11 protein-coding genes are annotated in these 15790 nt (G+C 63.8%); 5 read left to right on the top strand and 6 right to left on the bottom strand.

The genetic code is table 11. The features are described from left to right. Positions 1-10: 10 nt before the first annotated feature. The 3 genes from MFF24_RS25275 to MFF24_RS25265 are packed head-to-tail and all read right to left on the bottom strand — an operon-like array spanning position 11 to position 2135. Positions 11-1165: an efflux RND transporter periplasmic adaptor subunit gene (locus tag MFF24_RS25275; protein WP_238228751.1), complete on the bottom strand. Its 1155-nt coding sequence runs from the start codon at positions 1163-1165 to the stop codon at positions 11-13. A 41-nt stretch (positions 1166-1206) separates the two neighbouring features. Then, a complete protein-coding gene (locus tag MFF24_RS25270; RefSeq protein WP_108943197.1) occupies positions 1207-1788 on the bottom strand; it encodes a TetR/AcrR family transcriptional regulator in 582 nt (193 codons plus the stop codon). 2 nt (positions 1789-1790) lie between these two features. After that, entirely contained in the window at positions 1791-2135 is a 345-nt protein-coding gene (locus tag MFF24_RS25265) for a DMT family transporter (protein ID WP_238228750.1), read from the bottom strand. Positions 2136-2869: 734 nt separating this feature from the next. On the opposite strand from MFF24_RS25265, the gene MFF24_RS25260 reads away from it, so the two are divergent. Both MFF24_RS25260 and MFF24_RS25255 read left to right on the top strand, forming a co-directional pair. After that, positions 2870-3148, top strand: coding sequence for a hypothetical protein (locus MFF24_RS25260; RefSeq protein WP_238228749.1), 279 nt, complete (start codon positions 2870-2872; stop codon positions 3146-3148). Positions 3149-3687: 539 nt separating this feature from the next. Continuing rightward, on the top strand, positions 3688-4746 hold the full coding sequence (locus tag MFF24_RS25255) for a helix-turn-helix transcriptional regulator (protein WP_238228748.1): 1059 nt from the start codon (positions 3688-3690) through the stop codon (positions 4744-4746). Positions 4747-4850: 104 nt separating this feature from the next. Here MFF24_RS25255 and MFF24_RS25250 read toward each other — a convergent pair whose 3' ends face one another. Further along, entirely contained in the window at positions 4851-5984 is a 1134-nt protein-coding gene (locus MFF24_RS25250) for an aminomethyl transferase family protein (RefSeq protein ID WP_238228747.1), read from the bottom strand. Positions 5985-6128: 144 nt separating this feature from the next. Further along, positions 6129-7973: a trimethylamine N-oxide permease gene (locus tag MFF24_RS25245; protein ID WP_238228746.1), complete on the bottom strand. Its 1845-nt coding sequence runs from the start codon at positions 7971-7973 to the stop codon at positions 6129-6131. Positions 7974-9318: 1345 nt separating this feature from the next. On the opposite strand from MFF24_RS25245, the gene MFF24_RS25240 reads away from it, so the two are divergent. The 3 genes from MFF24_RS25240 (at position 9319) to MFF24_RS25230 (ending at position 14395) form a co-directional block, all read left to right on the top strand. Further along, positions 9319-10674 (top strand): trimethylamine monooxygenase, encoded by a 1356-nt coding sequence (locus tag MFF24_RS25240; RefSeq protein WP_238228745.1) that lies wholly within the window; start codon positions 9319-9321, stop codon positions 10672-10674. Positions 10675-10809: 135 nt separating this feature from the next. Further along, positions 10810-13191: a trimethylamine N-oxide demethylase gene (locus tag MFF24_RS25235; RefSeq protein WP_238228744.1), complete on the top strand. Its 2382-nt coding sequence runs from the start codon at positions 10810-10812 to the stop codon at positions 13189-13191. Between the two features lie 991 nt (positions 13192-14182). Next, positions 14183-14395: a dodecin gene (locus MFF24_RS25230; protein ID WP_238228743.1), complete on the top strand. Its 213-nt coding sequence runs from the start codon at positions 14183-14185 to the stop codon at positions 14393-14395. A 212-nt stretch (positions 14396-14607) separates the two neighbouring features. Here the strand turns inward: MFF24_RS25230 and MFF24_RS25225 are convergent, their stop codons facing one another. Next, complete coding sequence (locus MFF24_RS25225; protein ID WP_425543211.1) at positions 14608-15609, bottom strand: IS481 family transposase; 1002 nt, start codon at positions 15607-15609, stop codon at positions 14608-14610. Between the last annotated feature and the right edge of the window lie 181 nt (positions 15610-15790).

Raw genomic sequence — 15790 nt, 5'->3', positions numbered from 1 at the left:
GTGCGGCGGGTCAGGGCTGCTTGGACGCGGTGTCGGTTCGGGCCCCCGTCCACGGCACCGGATTCACGGCCATGCCGGGCTGGATCTTCTGGAAGCCCTCGACCACGACTGTCTCGCCGGCCTTGAGTCCCTCCTCGACGATCCAACCCGCATCCGTCAGCGCCCCGGCGCGCAGGGGCCGCAGGGCGACGGTCCTGTCCGTGCCGACCACGAAGGCCTGGGCCACGCCCGCGCTCGAGCGCTGGATGGCCTGCGCCGGGACGATCACCGCGCCGGGCAGCGCCCCGCGCGCGACCCGCACGCGGACATAGGTGCCGGGCAGCAAGGCGACCCGCGGGTTCGGGAAGGTGGCGCGTAGGCTGACCTGCCCGGTGCCGGGATCGACGCTGACATCGGTGAACAGGAGCCGCCCGGCATCGGCGTGGAGCGAGCCGTCGGGCAGGACCAGCCGCACCTCCGCGCTCTCCCGTCCGGCGGCGCGGTCGGCCAGCAGGCTCGGATCCGAGGCGGCCGCGTTGAAATCGGCGAAGATCGGATCGACCTGCTGGATCAGCGCGAGCCGGGTCGCCTCGCTCTGGCTGACGAGCGCGCCCTCCGTGACGAGGGCGCGGCCGATGCGGCCGTCGATGGGCGCGCGCACGGTGGCGTAGTCGAGATCGATTCTCGCTCGGGCAAGCTGCGCCTTCGCACTCGCGACATCGGCCTCCGCCTGCCGCAAGGTGGCGACGGCGATGTCGTGCTGGGCGGTGCTGGCCGCCTGCCGTTCCAGCAGCGTCTCGGTGCGCTCCGACTGCTTCAGGGCCTGCACCCGTGTCGCCTCGGCCCGCGCGAGGGCCGCGGTCCGGGCATCGACCTCGGCCCGATAGACGGCGGGATCGATGCGGAAGAGGACATCGCCCCTCCTGACCAGACTACCTTCCTCGAAGGTGCGCTCCTGGATGATGCCGGCCACCTGAGCCCGGACCTCGGCCACGCGCGTCGAGACGAGGCGCCCCGGCAGGTCGAGCCTGCGCGGCACCGTGGCCGGCTCGACCGTCACGGTCGATACCTCGGAAGGTGGTGCCCCCGGGACCGCGTCGGCCTCGTTCGTCGGCTTGCAGGCGGCCAGTGCAACGCTCAGCAGGAGCGGCATGACGGCCAAGCCTCGGTGTTCACACCGTCTCATGGATCGATGGGTCTTCCGGTTCGGTGAGGATGAAGGGCGGGCTATGTGCGACAGGCGTCCGGGCCTGTGCGGGTCATGCCGAGCAAGCGGTCGCGCAGGGCCGGAATCTCCGGCACCGGGCCACCCTCGTCGCGAAATAGGAAGGCGAGCCAAGCGCCATCGGCAGCAAGGCGCACAAGCTCAAGGGTCGGTCCGTCGTCCGTGTCGCGGTGCCGCGAGAGGCGCTCGGCGAACCACTCGGCCCAGAGCCGCCGGAGACCGGGCTCCGCGAGCACCGAGATGTGCAGGGCCGTCCATTGGTTGCCCTGTGGCAGCATCGGGTCGGAGAAGGTCGATCCGACATAGGCTCGCGTGAACGCGCCCCTGGGTTCTGGGTCGGCGGCCATTGCCGCGTCGATGTCCTTGTCGACCTGGGCCAGCAGGTCGACGAACACGCCTTCGACCAGGGACTGCTTGCTCGGGAAATGGTGGAACAGGCCGCCTTTGGTGACGCCTGCCGCCTCGGCCACGGCCTGAACCGTGACCGCAGCGAGACCCTGCTCGAGGGCAAGCTTCGCGGCACAATCAAGGAGGGTGCGCCTGACAAGTTCCGGCTGCTTCTTGCGATTGTAAGCGGTCGTCATGGTCAGTGCCCTGTCGTAACCGAGAAGGCCTGCATGACCACGACGCCGCCGACGATCATGCCGATGCCGACCAAGGCCGGCAGGTCAAGGGACTGCTTGAAGAGGATAGTGCCGATGACGGCGGTGAGGACGACCCCGACGCCGCTCCAGATCGCGTATGCGACGCCCAAAGGCATGGCCTTGAGGACGAGCGAAAGGAAGTAGAAGGCCGCGGCGTAGCACGCGGTCGTGGCCAGCGCCGGCGCGATCCGCGTGAACTGCTCGGACTCCTGGAGAAAGGTCGTGCCGGCGATCTCGCAGACGATGGCGACGCCGAGAGCGGCATAGGTCGCTAGGTAGCTAGGCATCATCAATCCTCTTGGGCGCATCAAGATACCGACCGTGCGGTATCTTACAAGTCTTTTTCTATCGTCCCGCATGGCCGTCATGTTCGGGAGTGTTGTCGAGACGCCGGTGCACGCCGTTGGGCGAGGGATCAGAAGCCTCGTCGCCCCACGTCGCGTCGCTTCCCTTGCAGATCTCCGCGTTCCCGGCGAGGCGAGCGCCAACCGCTGGCCTCGCATTTTCTTTACCTCGATCCGGCACGGCTTGGGCACGATCGTCCCACGCCCGCCATCGGATGCCGCCTCATTACCGCCCCCGGTACAGGCCGCTCTTCTCGCTCGGCCTATCCCGTCACGGCAGGTCAGGCCGGAGCTTGGGATGGGGATCCGAAACAAAAAAGCTTCGCCGGACGGAACCGGCGAAGCTTAGGTCGGGGAGAAATGATGACCGCGAGCTCATCCGCACCACGAGCGACGGTCACAGCAAGAAACTATCGTGCCCATCAAAAATTCAAGGCCCCTTCCAGTCTTCGTCTGCCGTGAGCCTCCGTGTCGTGGATGGTGCAGGCCGTCCGAGAGGTGTGCCCCCGCCGAGTCATGACAACCGAGGACGCGGGACGAAAGTCGGGAAACAAGCGCGCTATCGAGCTCTGGCCCTGTCGAGGGATCATCCACGGTTCGCGAGGATGGGGCGCTCGTTTCCGCGCTTGTAGCGGAAGCTGCCATGCCTTTAATGCGCTCGCTGGGGGCATTTGCACATGATTTGGGCAACGCGGCTGATTACGGAAGAAGAGGTCGCATCGTTCGAGCGGTTGTTCACGGATCAGGCCGAAGCCTTCGATCCTAACGATCAGATGCTCCTGGTGAGCGTCAAAGCGGACTGGCCCGGCGTGAGACTTTGGGTCGGCGTTCCCGACGACGACCTGCTGTCGTCCTACTACGGCTTTCAACCCTGCAAGCGAAGCGAGCTGCCGATCGCCCCGACATTGGTCCGGGGCTCCGCGACACGCTTCTCGCGGATGTTCCACGGACACTAGCGGCCTGATTCCGGAGTTCGTTGGCAGAAGTGCCTGACGCCGGCGGGGATGTCGCTGGAGGAGCCGGACCGGAAAACCATTTCGGATCGGCGACGGTACGATCGAGGCAGGCGTGGATGGCCGCTTCCTGCTCATCCGTGGCCTTGAACGCACCGCGCTGGAGCGGAGCCGCGCCAACGGCGCGCAGCACCTTTCGAACGAGTTTGGGGCGGGGGCGGCGGCGTGTGAAGGCGCGTACCGGCGCGGGCGCTTGGGCAACCGGTCGTGGATCAGCCTGGTCTTGTGGGCGGTCGGCCGCACCGTCGACCCGCACGAGCCGCCGCCTCCAACCGCGCGATCGCAGGATAGACGACGGCCCACGAAAAGCGCCCCTTCGAGGCCGCCTCGGGCGGTTGGGGCTCCCGACCCCGGCGACCCTGCTCCATTCCGACTACGGCAACGAACTTGCAAGCCTTCGACGGGATGGGCCTTGAGACTCGGCCCAATTCGGCAGTACCATCTTCACAAAAAATAGACGCCACCGGCCAGGTACACCTAGGATGAGTGAAGTCGAAGTAGGGAAGAAGCCGCTGCAATTGAGCGACACGGAGTGGTTCCAGGAGCTGGGCAAATTGGCTGCTTCGATCGGCACGGACGGCTTTCATCGCAATCTCCTGAGCCTGTTCGGACGGTGTATCCGAAGCGACTCAGCTTGGATTATCCGATACTCGCGCGTTGCCCCACCGGACGTGCTCTACACATCCAACGTTCCCGATGAAATCGTGCAATTTTATAATAAAAAGTGCCTCCATATAGATCCGTTTTCAATGTATTGGAAAGAACACGGCCGCCCCGGAGTCCTCACATTAACAGAATTGACGAATTCCGGACCAGAGTCGGTACTTTACACTAAAATATTCACCGCGGCGGCAAAAATCTCCGATGAGATTGGAATGTTCTTCTCCACGGTCGGACACTGCTGCTTCGGAATCTTCCTCGAGCGCGAAAAAGGTGGCTTCACGCCAGCCGACATCCGGCGCGCGAACCTCATCTTCCCGGCTCTCGAAGGCTTCCACAAGAGTCACCTGGGGCACCTTTTCAACAACCTCAGGCGCACGGACGCCTCGAAGGCGGACGACCTCATCCGGCGGCCGACCTCGATCCGGGACCGCCACGGCGTCGAGGTCTACGCGAACGACTCCTGGAGATCGGCGGTCTCTGCCGACACGTCGATCAACCCGATGCTAGAGACGATCGAGCCGGACGCGAGCGTCCAGACCCTCTGCACCAGAGACTACCTCCTTCGAACGGAAACATTCGATCGCGATTTCCCGCTCGCGCCGGGAGGACGGATCTTCACGCTTGAACCGAAGGCCGCCTCGCCCGCAGCGCCCGTCGACTACGAGGCCGCGGCTGCTGTTCTGCAGGCGCTGACACCGCGCGAACGGGGCATCCTGAGCTTGATCATGCAAGGCGAAAATACCGGCCAGATCGCACAGAAGCTGAAGATCAGCAAAGGAACGATCAAAAACTGCAAGCTGCGGATCTACCGGAAGGCCGACGTCAGCTCCGAGCGCTACCTCGTGAAGAAATTCGTGCAGTTCTTCCCCGCGCCTTGAGAAGGCGGGAAAGGCCGGGAAACCGGGCCGACGCCCTCACTGCGGCCGCGGACCGGGGCGACGCGCACGCCCGGTCCGCACCAAGGTTCGCTCCCTGCGCCTGATCAGGCGGAACGCTCGTCCGGCGGGTGGGTCCGCAGGCGCATGGGGTCGTAGAACGGGGTTCGAACGACATTGGCGGTGAGTTTGCCGCCGTCATGCTGAATCTCGACCTCGGTACCGAGCGCGGCGAGTTCGCGCGGCAGGTGCGCGAGGCCGAGGGACTTCATGAGGTGACGGCTGAAGGTCGTGCTGTTGACCGTGCCGACCTCGCGCCCGTCCTTGAAGATCTTGCTGCCGGGTACGACGGCATCGTCGTGGAGGATCTCCAGTCCGACCTGGCTGAAGCGTTCCTTGCCCTTCTTGGCCTGGAGCGCAGCCTTGCCGCAGAAGTCGGGCTTGCTGAGGTCGACGGTCCAATCGGCGCCGACCTCCCACGGGGTCGTGTCCGGCTTGGGCATGTCGAACGGGAAGAACAGGAGACCTCCCTCCACGCGGACGATGTCGAGGCAATCCCAGGAGGCCGCGATGATCCCGAACGGCTTGCCGGCCTCCATGATCGCGTCCCACAGCGCGACCGCATCCTGAGAGGAGCAGAAGACCTCGTAGCCGCGCTCCGCCGAGTAGCCACCCCGGCCGATGGAGACATCCTTGCCGAAGAGGGTCGTGCGCGCGTGCTCGAAATACTTCATTCTGGTCAGATCGAAGGACGTATGCGGCTTGAGGATATCGAGGGCGAGCGGACCCTGCAGCGAGAGGATGTGCACGTCATTGTCTTTGGCGGCTTCGACGTTTCGCCCCTCCGTGAATTCGGGGAGGACTTCCTCGAGACTGCCGCCGCCATGGGAAACGCGAAACTTCTGAGGTCCGTCGCGATAGACCAGCACGTCGTCGATGAGCGATCCGTTCTCGTCGACGATGTTGCTGATCGCCGACTGACCGGGCTTGAGCTTGCTGACGTCGCTGGTCAGCATCGCGTTCAACACGCTCTCGGCGTCCGGTCCTTCGACGTTGACCATTTGGAGACCGGACACGTCGAACAAGCCCGCGCGGGACCTGACGACCGTCGTTTCCTCATAACGGTCGGTGTTGTAGCTCTGCGGGATGGGCATCCCATTCCACTCCGCGTCCAGCTTGGAGCCCAGCGCCAGGTGGCGGTCGTTCAGAACGGATTGGCGCGGAAGATCTTTGTAGCTCACGATCAGTGTCCCTTTCTCGCTCGTGTGTTCGCGGGTCGGGCGCGGATCGAGCGCCCTTGCCGATGCGCCGCCGTAATGTCATCGGCGTCGCCTACCTACGGCTCCCGCTCCCGCGCTGGGCGCCCGGGCGGGAGCCGAGATCCGTCAAAGCTGGAAGAACCAGTTGGCGAGCAGGAGAACCGCGACGCCCGCGACGAGCGTGAGGTAGGGGAGGGCGCCCGCCTTCCTGCGGGCCATCGCCCCCTCGGTTCCCACGTGAAGATCCTCGAACATCTCGGCGGGGAACCTGCCGCCGTCCTGGACATAGTGCCGGTAGCAGAACACCGGGATGATGAAGGCGGCCGTGGCGAGCCCCGCCCACAACGCTACAGGGTTCCACACCTTGGCGCCGGCCCCCATGAAGATCACGTTCACGAAGGACAAGACTCCGCCGATCACGAGCACGAGCGTAGGGGCCCGGTACGGACGGGGGACGTGCGCCGAGTCGATCCGATGGATCCACACGGAGTTCAGGTTCAGGAAGTTGAAGATGATGTAGCCACAGTTCGACACGGCGAGGATGAAGAAGAAGCTCGTCGCGTCGGCGCACGCGATGGCCAGGATCGCCAGGTTGAACAGAAGGTCGGTCCACATCGCCCGGGTCGGTGCGCCGTGCTCGTTGACGTGGCTCAGGAAACGGGGGAGCCAGCCATCGACGGAGCCTTGGTAAAGCGTCCGGGAAGAGCCCGCCATCGCCGTCATGATCGACAGGATGAGCGCGAGGATCATGAGCATGACCAGCGCGCTCTCTACGATCGGTCCCCCGCCGACCATGCGGGCGAGCGCCGCCGCGACACCCGAACCGTCGGCGATGGAGGGAGCGATCATGCCTTCCACCCCAAGCATGCTCTGGAAGGTGAAGGGCACCAACGTGAAGAGCACCAGACAGAGCAGGCCCGAGTAGAAGATCGCCTTGAACGTATCTCGGGCCGGATCACGGAACTCCCGGGTGTAGCAGATGGCCGTCTCGAAGCCGTAGGTCGACCAAGCGGCGATAAACATGCCGCCGAGGACGAGCGTCCAGCCAGCGACGTTCCACTCGCCGGGCGCCGCGGCGTTCGGCGCGGCCAACGGGACGAGCGGCGAGAAGTTCTGCCAGTTGATGCCGTGGATGAGGAGCGGGACGACCCCGACGATGAACATCGGGATGATCACCAGGAGGCCGACGTACTTCTGGAAGTTTGCTGTCCCGAGAATGCCGCGATGCTGAACCGCGAAGACGGCCAACATCAGCGCCGCCCCGATGAAGAAGGCGGCATTGAGCGACAGCGAGACCGGCCCGAGGGTGGTCTGGAACAGGGTCCAAGTACGGATACCGGTCGACAACGCGGCGATTGCGGCGGCGGTCTTGTCCGCGTCCGACATCTGCAGCTCGGCTCCGTGCAGAGCGAGCCACTGGGCCACCGCGGGGGAGGCGGCATCCACGGGCGGGAAGAGCGCATTCAGTATGTAGGAGGCGGCGATCGAGCAGCCGAGCGACAGGACGGGCGTCCACGCGAACCAGTTGCACCAGACGGACAGGGGGGCGATCAGCTTGGAGTACCGCACCCACGCCGCGGCGCCATACACGGACGCGCCGCCCGACTTGTTCGGGAAAAGGCCTGCGATCTCGGCGTAGGTGAAGGATTGGACGAAGCCCATGACCATGGAAAGGGTCCAGATCAGGAACGCCAGCTTGCCGGTGTTGCCGGCGATGCCTCCAACGGAGAACAGGACGAGCGCAGGGACGCCGCTCGCCACCCAGAAGGCACCGGTCCAGCTGATCGTGCGTTGGAGTTCGCCCTCCGCACCTATGGGGTTTGCCACTCCACCGTAGCTCGGTAGGGACTTGCTCGTTGGCGCTGCTCCGGACCCCATCGACCGTTTCCTTTCCTGTATTCGGTGAGTCTCTGTTGATGGCCGCTTTCGGCTGACCGACTCCGATCGGGTTCGACCATTCTGCGCGCGCATCAGGGACAAGGCTCGGCGAACATGCCCGCGCCCGGCGAAGAAATTGATCCTGATTCTTGAAGCGGCGCCTTCAGTCCTGGGCCGAACAAAGCTTTTCGGCTGTCATTGCTTTGCGGATCGGCCACAGAGTCATGGCATTCCGACCCAAGACGACGGAAGGCGTGCACCCCGTTGCTCGCAGCCGCGCACCAGGCGCGGGATATCCCTCCCGTTCACGGCGCCGTTTCATGATCCCGATCAGGGGCGCCTTGCTTTGATGAACCTTCGCCCGAGGGTCAGGAACCAACCCGAACATCCTGCGACACGGCATATCGGTACCGATCCCCGGCAGCGACCCGTAAGGGTTCGGCAAGGGCCCGCCCCCTGGGTCGATCCGATGAGCAGACTTCGACTTTGATCACCGGCTCCTGTCACGTGACGGAAACGAAGTGCCCGGCGAAACGCCCCAGGGGCGTAACCCGATAATCGGCCATGAATTCTCGCTGAGAACAATCCTTTCCCGACAGGCTAGGACATGTCAAGCACCATTGTTCGCATACGAGCTTAACAGAGCCGTCACGCACGAAAAATGGGCAACAAAATTCATTTTTTGGGCAGCACTGCCCCGCCGATAGGCCGTTGCGGCCGCCATCATGGCCGCTTGACCCTCGCCACCTGCCCAGTTGCAGTTCGGAGCCTGGGCGGCAAGCGCCGGGGACGGGTGAAACGTGAGCGCGCCATCCGCCGGCCGGGTAATGCGATAGGCTCGCGCGGGCCGACGGCGCAGCCGTCGGAGGGGGCGGCCCGGCCGATCTCGCCGACTGGGACTTGCCCGCCTTGGGCGGTTGCGGTCCGCACGTCAGGTCGGGATCCCGCGCCCCGATCGCGTAAGACGTCGTCGACCGAGCCACCTTGATCCGAAGCTTCCTCGGCAACCGCGTGCTCACCGCACCGCTAACCCTTGGCTGGTCGGTCGATCGGCGGAATGGTGCCAACAGTCACCATTGCGCCTGCACCTTACTCAAATAAAAAATTTCCTTGGAAGAAATATCCACCCGTGCCGAGGCAACGGGGAGAGACCTATTGCGAGGTTACGCCAGGCAACTTCAGGATCTTGGGGGCCGGCTGGACGACAGTCCACCCTCGAACATTTGGCCGTTGGCGCGGACCGGTGCCAACCATAATCCGGACAGCGATAGGGGAGCACGCCATGGGTAGATTTGGAATCACCGGCCGAGATCACTCCCCGCGCAGGCGACCCGACCGGAAGGGCGGCCCCTGAAGTCCTGCGCGGATCAGCCTTCCCAACCCGGCATGCGACGTTTGGGGATGCCGGGCTCCAGGAAACAGAAGCGAGGAGCGGTTCATGACGAAGAGAGTTGCCATCATCGGTGCCGGTCCGAGCGGCCTCGCGCAATTGCGTGCCTTCGAGACGGCACGGAAGGCCGGGGTCGAAATCCCGGAACTCGTCTGCTTCGAGAAGCAATCGAACTGGGGCGGGCTATGGAACTATACCTGGCGTACCGGGCTCGATGAGAACGGTGAGCCGGTACACGGAAGCATGTACCGGTACCTTTGGTCCAACGGTCCCAAGGAGTGCCTCGAGTTCGCGGACTACTCGTTCGAGGAACATTTCGGTCGGCCGATTCCGTCTTATCCGCCTCGGGCCGTGCTGCACGACTACATCGCCGGCCGCGTCGAGAAGAGCGACGTGCGCAAGTACATCCGCTTCTGCACGCCGGTGCGTTGGGTGAGCTACTCCGAGGAAACCGGTAAGTTCACCGTGACGGCGAAGGATTTGATCAAGGACGAGCATCAGGTCGAGGAATTCGATCACGTCGTCGTTGCCAACGGGCATTTCTCCGTGCCCAGCGTGCCCTACTTCGAAGGCATGGAGCGCTTCCCCGGGCGCGTGATGCATGCGCACGACTTCCGGGTCGCTGACGAGTTCGCCGGCAAGAGGCTCCTCATGATCGGCTCGAGCTACTCGGCCGAGGACATCGGGACGCAGTGCATCAAGTACGGAGCCAAATCGATCACCTTCAGCTATCGCACCAAGCCGATGGGGTTCGAGTGGCCGGAAGGGTTCATTGAGAAGCCGCTGCTTCAGAGGCTCGAAGGTAGGACCGCTCACTTCAAGGACGGATCGACCGCGGAAGTCGACGCGATCATCCTCTGCACCGGCTACCAGCACAGCTTCCCCTTCCTACCCGATGAGCTGCGGCTGAAGACGCATAACTGCCTGTATCCCGCAGGCCTCTACAAGGGCATTTTCTGGCAAGACAATCCGAAGCTGATCTATCTCGGCATGCAGGATCAGTACTATACCTACAACATGTTCGATGCGCAGGCCTGGTATTCTCGGGACTATATCTTAGGACGCATCGAACTTCCCAGCCGGGAAGATCAGGCGGCTGATATCAAGAAGTGGCTGGCGTACCAGGATACGTTGACCAATCCGTTCGAAGCCATCGACTTCCAGACCGAGTACGTGCGAGAGTTGCTCCAAGCCACGGACTACCCCCATCTCGACGTCGACAAGGTCGCGGTGCTGTTCAAGGAGTGGGAGCACCACAAGATGGAAGGCATCCTGACCTATCGTGATCGTTCCTACCGGTCTACGATCACCGGCACGCTCTCCCCACCCCATCACACCACGTGGATGAGGGCCATGGACGACTCTCTCGAAGCGTTCATGGGCTTGCCGCAAGCCGCCGAGTAAGACGGCGAGAGAGGTCCGCGGCGGCGTTCCGGGAGCCAAGGGGCTCTCCGGGGCGCCCGCCGCTCTTTGGGCGCCGCCCGACCTTTTCGTCGTCCGCGCGCCCCGATTTTCGGCAAGTTTGCATGGGTCAGTCCTATGAACCAGATCTGGATGCCGCCTGCGGAATCCGTGCCTGCCTCCTCTGCGGCAAGGATGCTTTCGTTCGCGGCCCGCGGCGATAGCTGCTGCTTCTTCGAACTGGAGGCTGGCGACAGGCTCCGGATCATCGATCCCGAAGGGCGGCAGCCAGGCTACCTCTATGTCCAGGCCGGCGCCGTTCCGGATGAGGTGCGCACGCGTCCTGAAGCGGGCGCGCCGAACCTGAGCGACCATCTCGCCCGGGGCGGAACCGACTGCCGTGCCGTCGTTGCGATGCTCCATTCGCGAGGCATCGCCGCGTCGAACTTCCAAGCCCTCCAGCTCTTTGCCGCCGAAGCCGAACCGGGTGCCGCGTTCGAGGTCACGGCGACGGCGGATGCGATCTGCGTGCTGGTGGTCGCGGGCAAGCCGATGGCCCCGGATGCCCAGGATCCGCCCACCGACCTGCTCGTGGAGATCCGGCCCTCCGGCTCCCTCGAAGGGCGTGCGCCGCCCCCGCTCGCCCCACCGCTTCTCGATCTGCGGGTCAAGGCCGCGACCGCGAGGTCATACACGGTCAAGGCCGGCCAATATATCCAGATTATCGACGTCGACGGACGTCAATGCGCCGACTTCCTCGCCTTCGACGCCGCCGCCCTCGCCGAGGGCAAGGAGTACGGGCTCGACGCGACGACGACCCACACGCTTATGGGCTCGACGGCGCCGAAGCCGGGCCTGCTATCCAAATATTTCGATGCCAGGATGATCCCGTTGGTGGAAGTCGTGCAGGACACGGTCGGCCGCCACGACACCTTCATGCTGGCGTGCTCCGCAAAATATTATGAGGACATGGGGTATCCCGGCCACTCGAACTGCACGGATAATTTCAACGCTGTCCTAGCCCCTCACGGCGTTCAGGCGAAGAAGGGCTGGCCGGCCATCAACTTTTTCTACAACACCATCGCGGGAGCAGGCGACCAGATCACGATGGACGAACCCTGGTCGCGTCCAGGCGATTACGTGCTGCTCCGCGCGCTGACGGATCTCGTTTGCGCAACGTCGTCCTGCGCGGACGACATCGACCCCGCGAATGGCTGGTTCCCGACCGACATCCACGTCCGGGTCTACGATGCCGCCAGCGCGTTTCCCAAGGGGATGAGCCACCGCATGACTCCCGATGCCGAACCTCGCCTGACCCGTGAATCAGGTTTTCACCCTCGCACGTCAGCCTTGACGCGAAAGATGGAAGACTACCGCGGCTTTTGGGTTCCGACGTGCTTCAACGCCGCCGGTCCCCTGGAGGAATACTGGGCCTGCCGCGAACGCGCGGCGATCATGGATCTGTCGGCGCTGCGGAAATTCGAGGTCATCGGCCCGGACGCCGAGGACCTCATGCAGCTCGCGGTCACCCGGAACGTTCGCAAGTTGGCGATCAACCAGATCGTCTACACGGCGATGTGCAACGAACACGGCGGGATGATCGACGACGGGACCGTGTTCCGTCTCGGGCAGAACAACTTCCGCTGGATCTGTGGAGACGAATACTCCGGCGTCTGGCTTCGCAAGCTCGCGGCCGAGCACAAGCTGAAGGTGTGGGTGAAGAGCTCGACGGACCAGCTACACAACGTCGCCGTACAGGGCCCGAAATCCCGGACGATCCTGTCGGGAATCGTCGTCACGCCGCCGCAGGAGCCGACGGTCGATGAACTCAAATGGTTCCGCTTCACCGTTGGACGGATCAACGGCGTTCCGGTCTTGATCTCCCGCACCGGCTACACGGGTGAACTCGGCTTCGAGGTTTGGTGCCATCCTTCCCAAGCGACGTCCGTCTGGGACTCGATCATGGAGGTGGGCGAACCGCACGGCCTCACGCCCATGGGGTTGGCAGCTCTCGATATGCTGCGGATCGAGGCCGGGCTCGTCTTCGCCGGATACGACTTCTGCGACCACACGGACCCGTTCGAAGCAGGCATCGGCTTCACCGTCCCGAAGGACAAGCCGGATCCCTTCGTCGGATCGGAAGCCGTCTCACGGAGGCGAGACAATCCACATCGCCGGTTGGTCGGCCTCGACATCGAAGGAAACGAGCACGTCGGCCACGGCGATGGCGTGTACGCCGGGCGCACCCAGGTGGGGGTCGTCACCAGCGCGACGAAGTCGCCGATCCTTGGGAAGACGATCGCGCTGGCGCGCCTCGACGTCTCGGCGGCGGCCATCGGACGAGATGTCGAGATCGGCAAGCTGGACGGCCATCAGAAACGTCTCTCCGCGAAGATCGTCGAGTTTCCGCACTTCGACCCGAAGAAGACGCGGGTGCGCGCGGAAGCCTCGTCCCAGGCTGCCGCCCGTCCCGCCCCCTCATCGCCCGACGCGGTCGCGACGGCTGGCGTGCCCGCCTGAGCGGGAACGTGTCGACACGGATGCTCGCGGTTTCGCGAGCATCCATCCTGGCGCCTCCGAGCCGGGCCAACGGCACTCGGCGGGATCGGGGCAGGGGAACGCGATTCTCCCTTTAGCGCGGCAGCAGGAGCATGGCTGCCCGATGACCCCGCAACGCCTCCGACGTCCTCAGATTGCGAGGGCACAGCTTGGGACCTGACCGATTTGCCGGGCCCGGGAGAGCCTCGGCTCAGAAGGTGTCATGCCAGGGCGCAGCGGCCGCGGGCTGCTCCGCAAGCCTATCGGACAGTGAGAGGGAGGCGGCCCCGATGTCTGGCGACGTTGCAGTTGTCTTTAAGTCGAGATTCGCGGCAGACTTTTACTGCGTTGTTGCCGGATCCGTGAAAATCCCAGACGGCCTGCTGTCGGGTGCATGGAGGTATTGGGGGATTCTTCACACGAGTCCGGATCGAGTACGGCGACTTACATCCGTATGCGACGGATCGCAGGTTGAAGCGGATGGAGTGGTATTCTTCTCCGCGCGGAATCCCGTGCGTTTCCTTTCGAGCGGTAAGCTGAAGCCTTTCAACAAGACTGCACAGCCGGCGTCGCTCGCCTAGGCATCACGGCTCCCATCGCTCGACCACCTTGGCCTGGAACCTGGCATGTCGATGAACCTCGGGGTGCGCCGCGGGCGCCTTCGAGGCGGAGTTGCGCCTCGACCGTGACCTTCCAGCCGGGGTGATCTTCATGCCGTCCTGCTACGCCGCAAGTACCGTCAACCTGCTACGGCCGGTCCGTCTTGGCGAGCCATGTACGCTTCGCCCTGCCGAAATGGCAACGACTGGTGCATGCGCGCTATGGCCCGGATTGGATATCGCGTCGAGGAGACAACGGAATGCGCCATGCCTTCGATCGACAGGTCGCACAATAGACAAGCGATTAGTCGTTTTATTCTTGAGCACGCATCGATGTTGTCACATAATTATAAGGTTCCTTAGAGGAGGCATTTATGTCTGAGCATGTCTATAAAGTGACCGAGCTGGTGGGCTCTTCAACCATCTCGATCGAAGATGCGATACAGTCCGCGGTAGGTCGTGCAAGCGCCACCCTGCGCAATCTGCGCTGGTTTGAGGTCATAGAGACGCGTGGGCAAATCGACGACGGGAAGATCCAGCATTATCAAGTGACGATCAAGGTCGGATTCACCATAAGCGACACTTGATTGACCTCCTGACACTGCGGACTCTTGTCGAAGTCGGTGGTCGGGTGAGTGAATCGAGAGGCACGGTGGATCTGTATGCGGAACTACGCATTGCCGTCCGCCGTGCGCCTCGATGCTGTGCGCCCTTCCCACGCGCAACTTGGTTCGGACATCACCGAATATGGACACTCAAGGTCGGGACCGTGCCGGACTATGACGAGATCCTCAGCCTCCTAGATGTTCGGTCCCGGCATGTGGTGTGACGGATCGAGCCTGAAACGTTCGGGCTGTTTCGTCCAGGCTTGGCAGATGAATTCGTACGGGGTGAGGCCGCGCAGGGTCTTAAGACGGCGGCCATAATTGTAGGCTTCGACGAACAGCTGCAGGTGGTGGCGCAGTTCGTCGTGGCTGACGTAATGGTAGCGCTTGACCGTGGCGTCCTTGATGGTGCGGTTCATCCGCTCGACTTGGCCATTCGTCCACGGACAGCGCGGCTTGGTCAGGCGATGCTCGATCCTGGTCTGCTCGCAGGCCCAGTCGAACGAGTGCCAGCGGTAGATGCGGGGCTCGTCGCGCTCGGCCCAGTAAGCGGCGGCTGCGGCTTCGGCCTCCTCGTTCACCGGCCTGTTGTCAGTGAATTGGATGCCGTTGTCGGTCAGCACTGTGTGGATCGTGTAAGGCACGGCGGCGACCAGATCACGAAGAAAGTCCGCTGCGATCCGCTGAGTGGCCCGGTCGTGCAGTTGAACGAAGGCAAACTTGCTCGTGCGGTCGATGGCCACAAACAGGTGCAACTTGCCTTCTTCTGTGCTGACCTGAGCGATGTCGATGTGGAAGTAGCCGATCGGGTAGGCCTTGAAGCGCGAACGCTTGGGTTTGTCGCCGTCCACGTCGGGCAGCCGGCTGATGCCATGGCGCTGAAGGCAGCGATGCAGCGACGAGCGGGTCAGGTGCGGAAGGGTGGGCTGGAGCGCATAAAGGCAATCGTCCAACGGCAGAAGGGTATGCCGCCGGAAGGCGACGACCATGGCTTCCTCCTCCGGGCTCAGGACGGTGGAGCGCGCTTCCTTCGGTCCCATGCGCGCGTCCGCTGACGTCTCCCGGCCGCGCCACTTCTGCACCGTGGTCGCGCTGATGCCGTAGCGCTTGGCGGCGGCTCTCACGCTCTCTTGACGAGCTTGGATTGCCCGACGGATCGCCTTGTATCTTTGAGTTGCCCGCTGGAGCGATGCCAGCGAGGCTACACGGTGAGGGTCAGCCCGTGTTTGCCTCGGGCTCGCAAGCCCGCGACAGAGCAAGGTGCGGCCCTCACCGCCACAGTCCCGAACCCGGACAGCCGCTCGGGCCCGAGCCCGCATTTGCAAGGTAGGGTCATGGACGAACAACCCACCGTCTTCGTCGGCATCGACGTATCTA

Origin of the sequence: Methylorubrum aminovorans (genome assembly GCF_022179725.1) — a bacterium.
In the GTDB taxonomy this organism is placed as follows: domain Bacteria; phylum Pseudomonadota; class Alphaproteobacteria; order Rhizobiales; family Beijerinckiaceae; genus Methylobacterium; species Methylobacterium aminovorans.
This window is presented reverse-complemented; position numbering and strand designations above follow the sequence as displayed.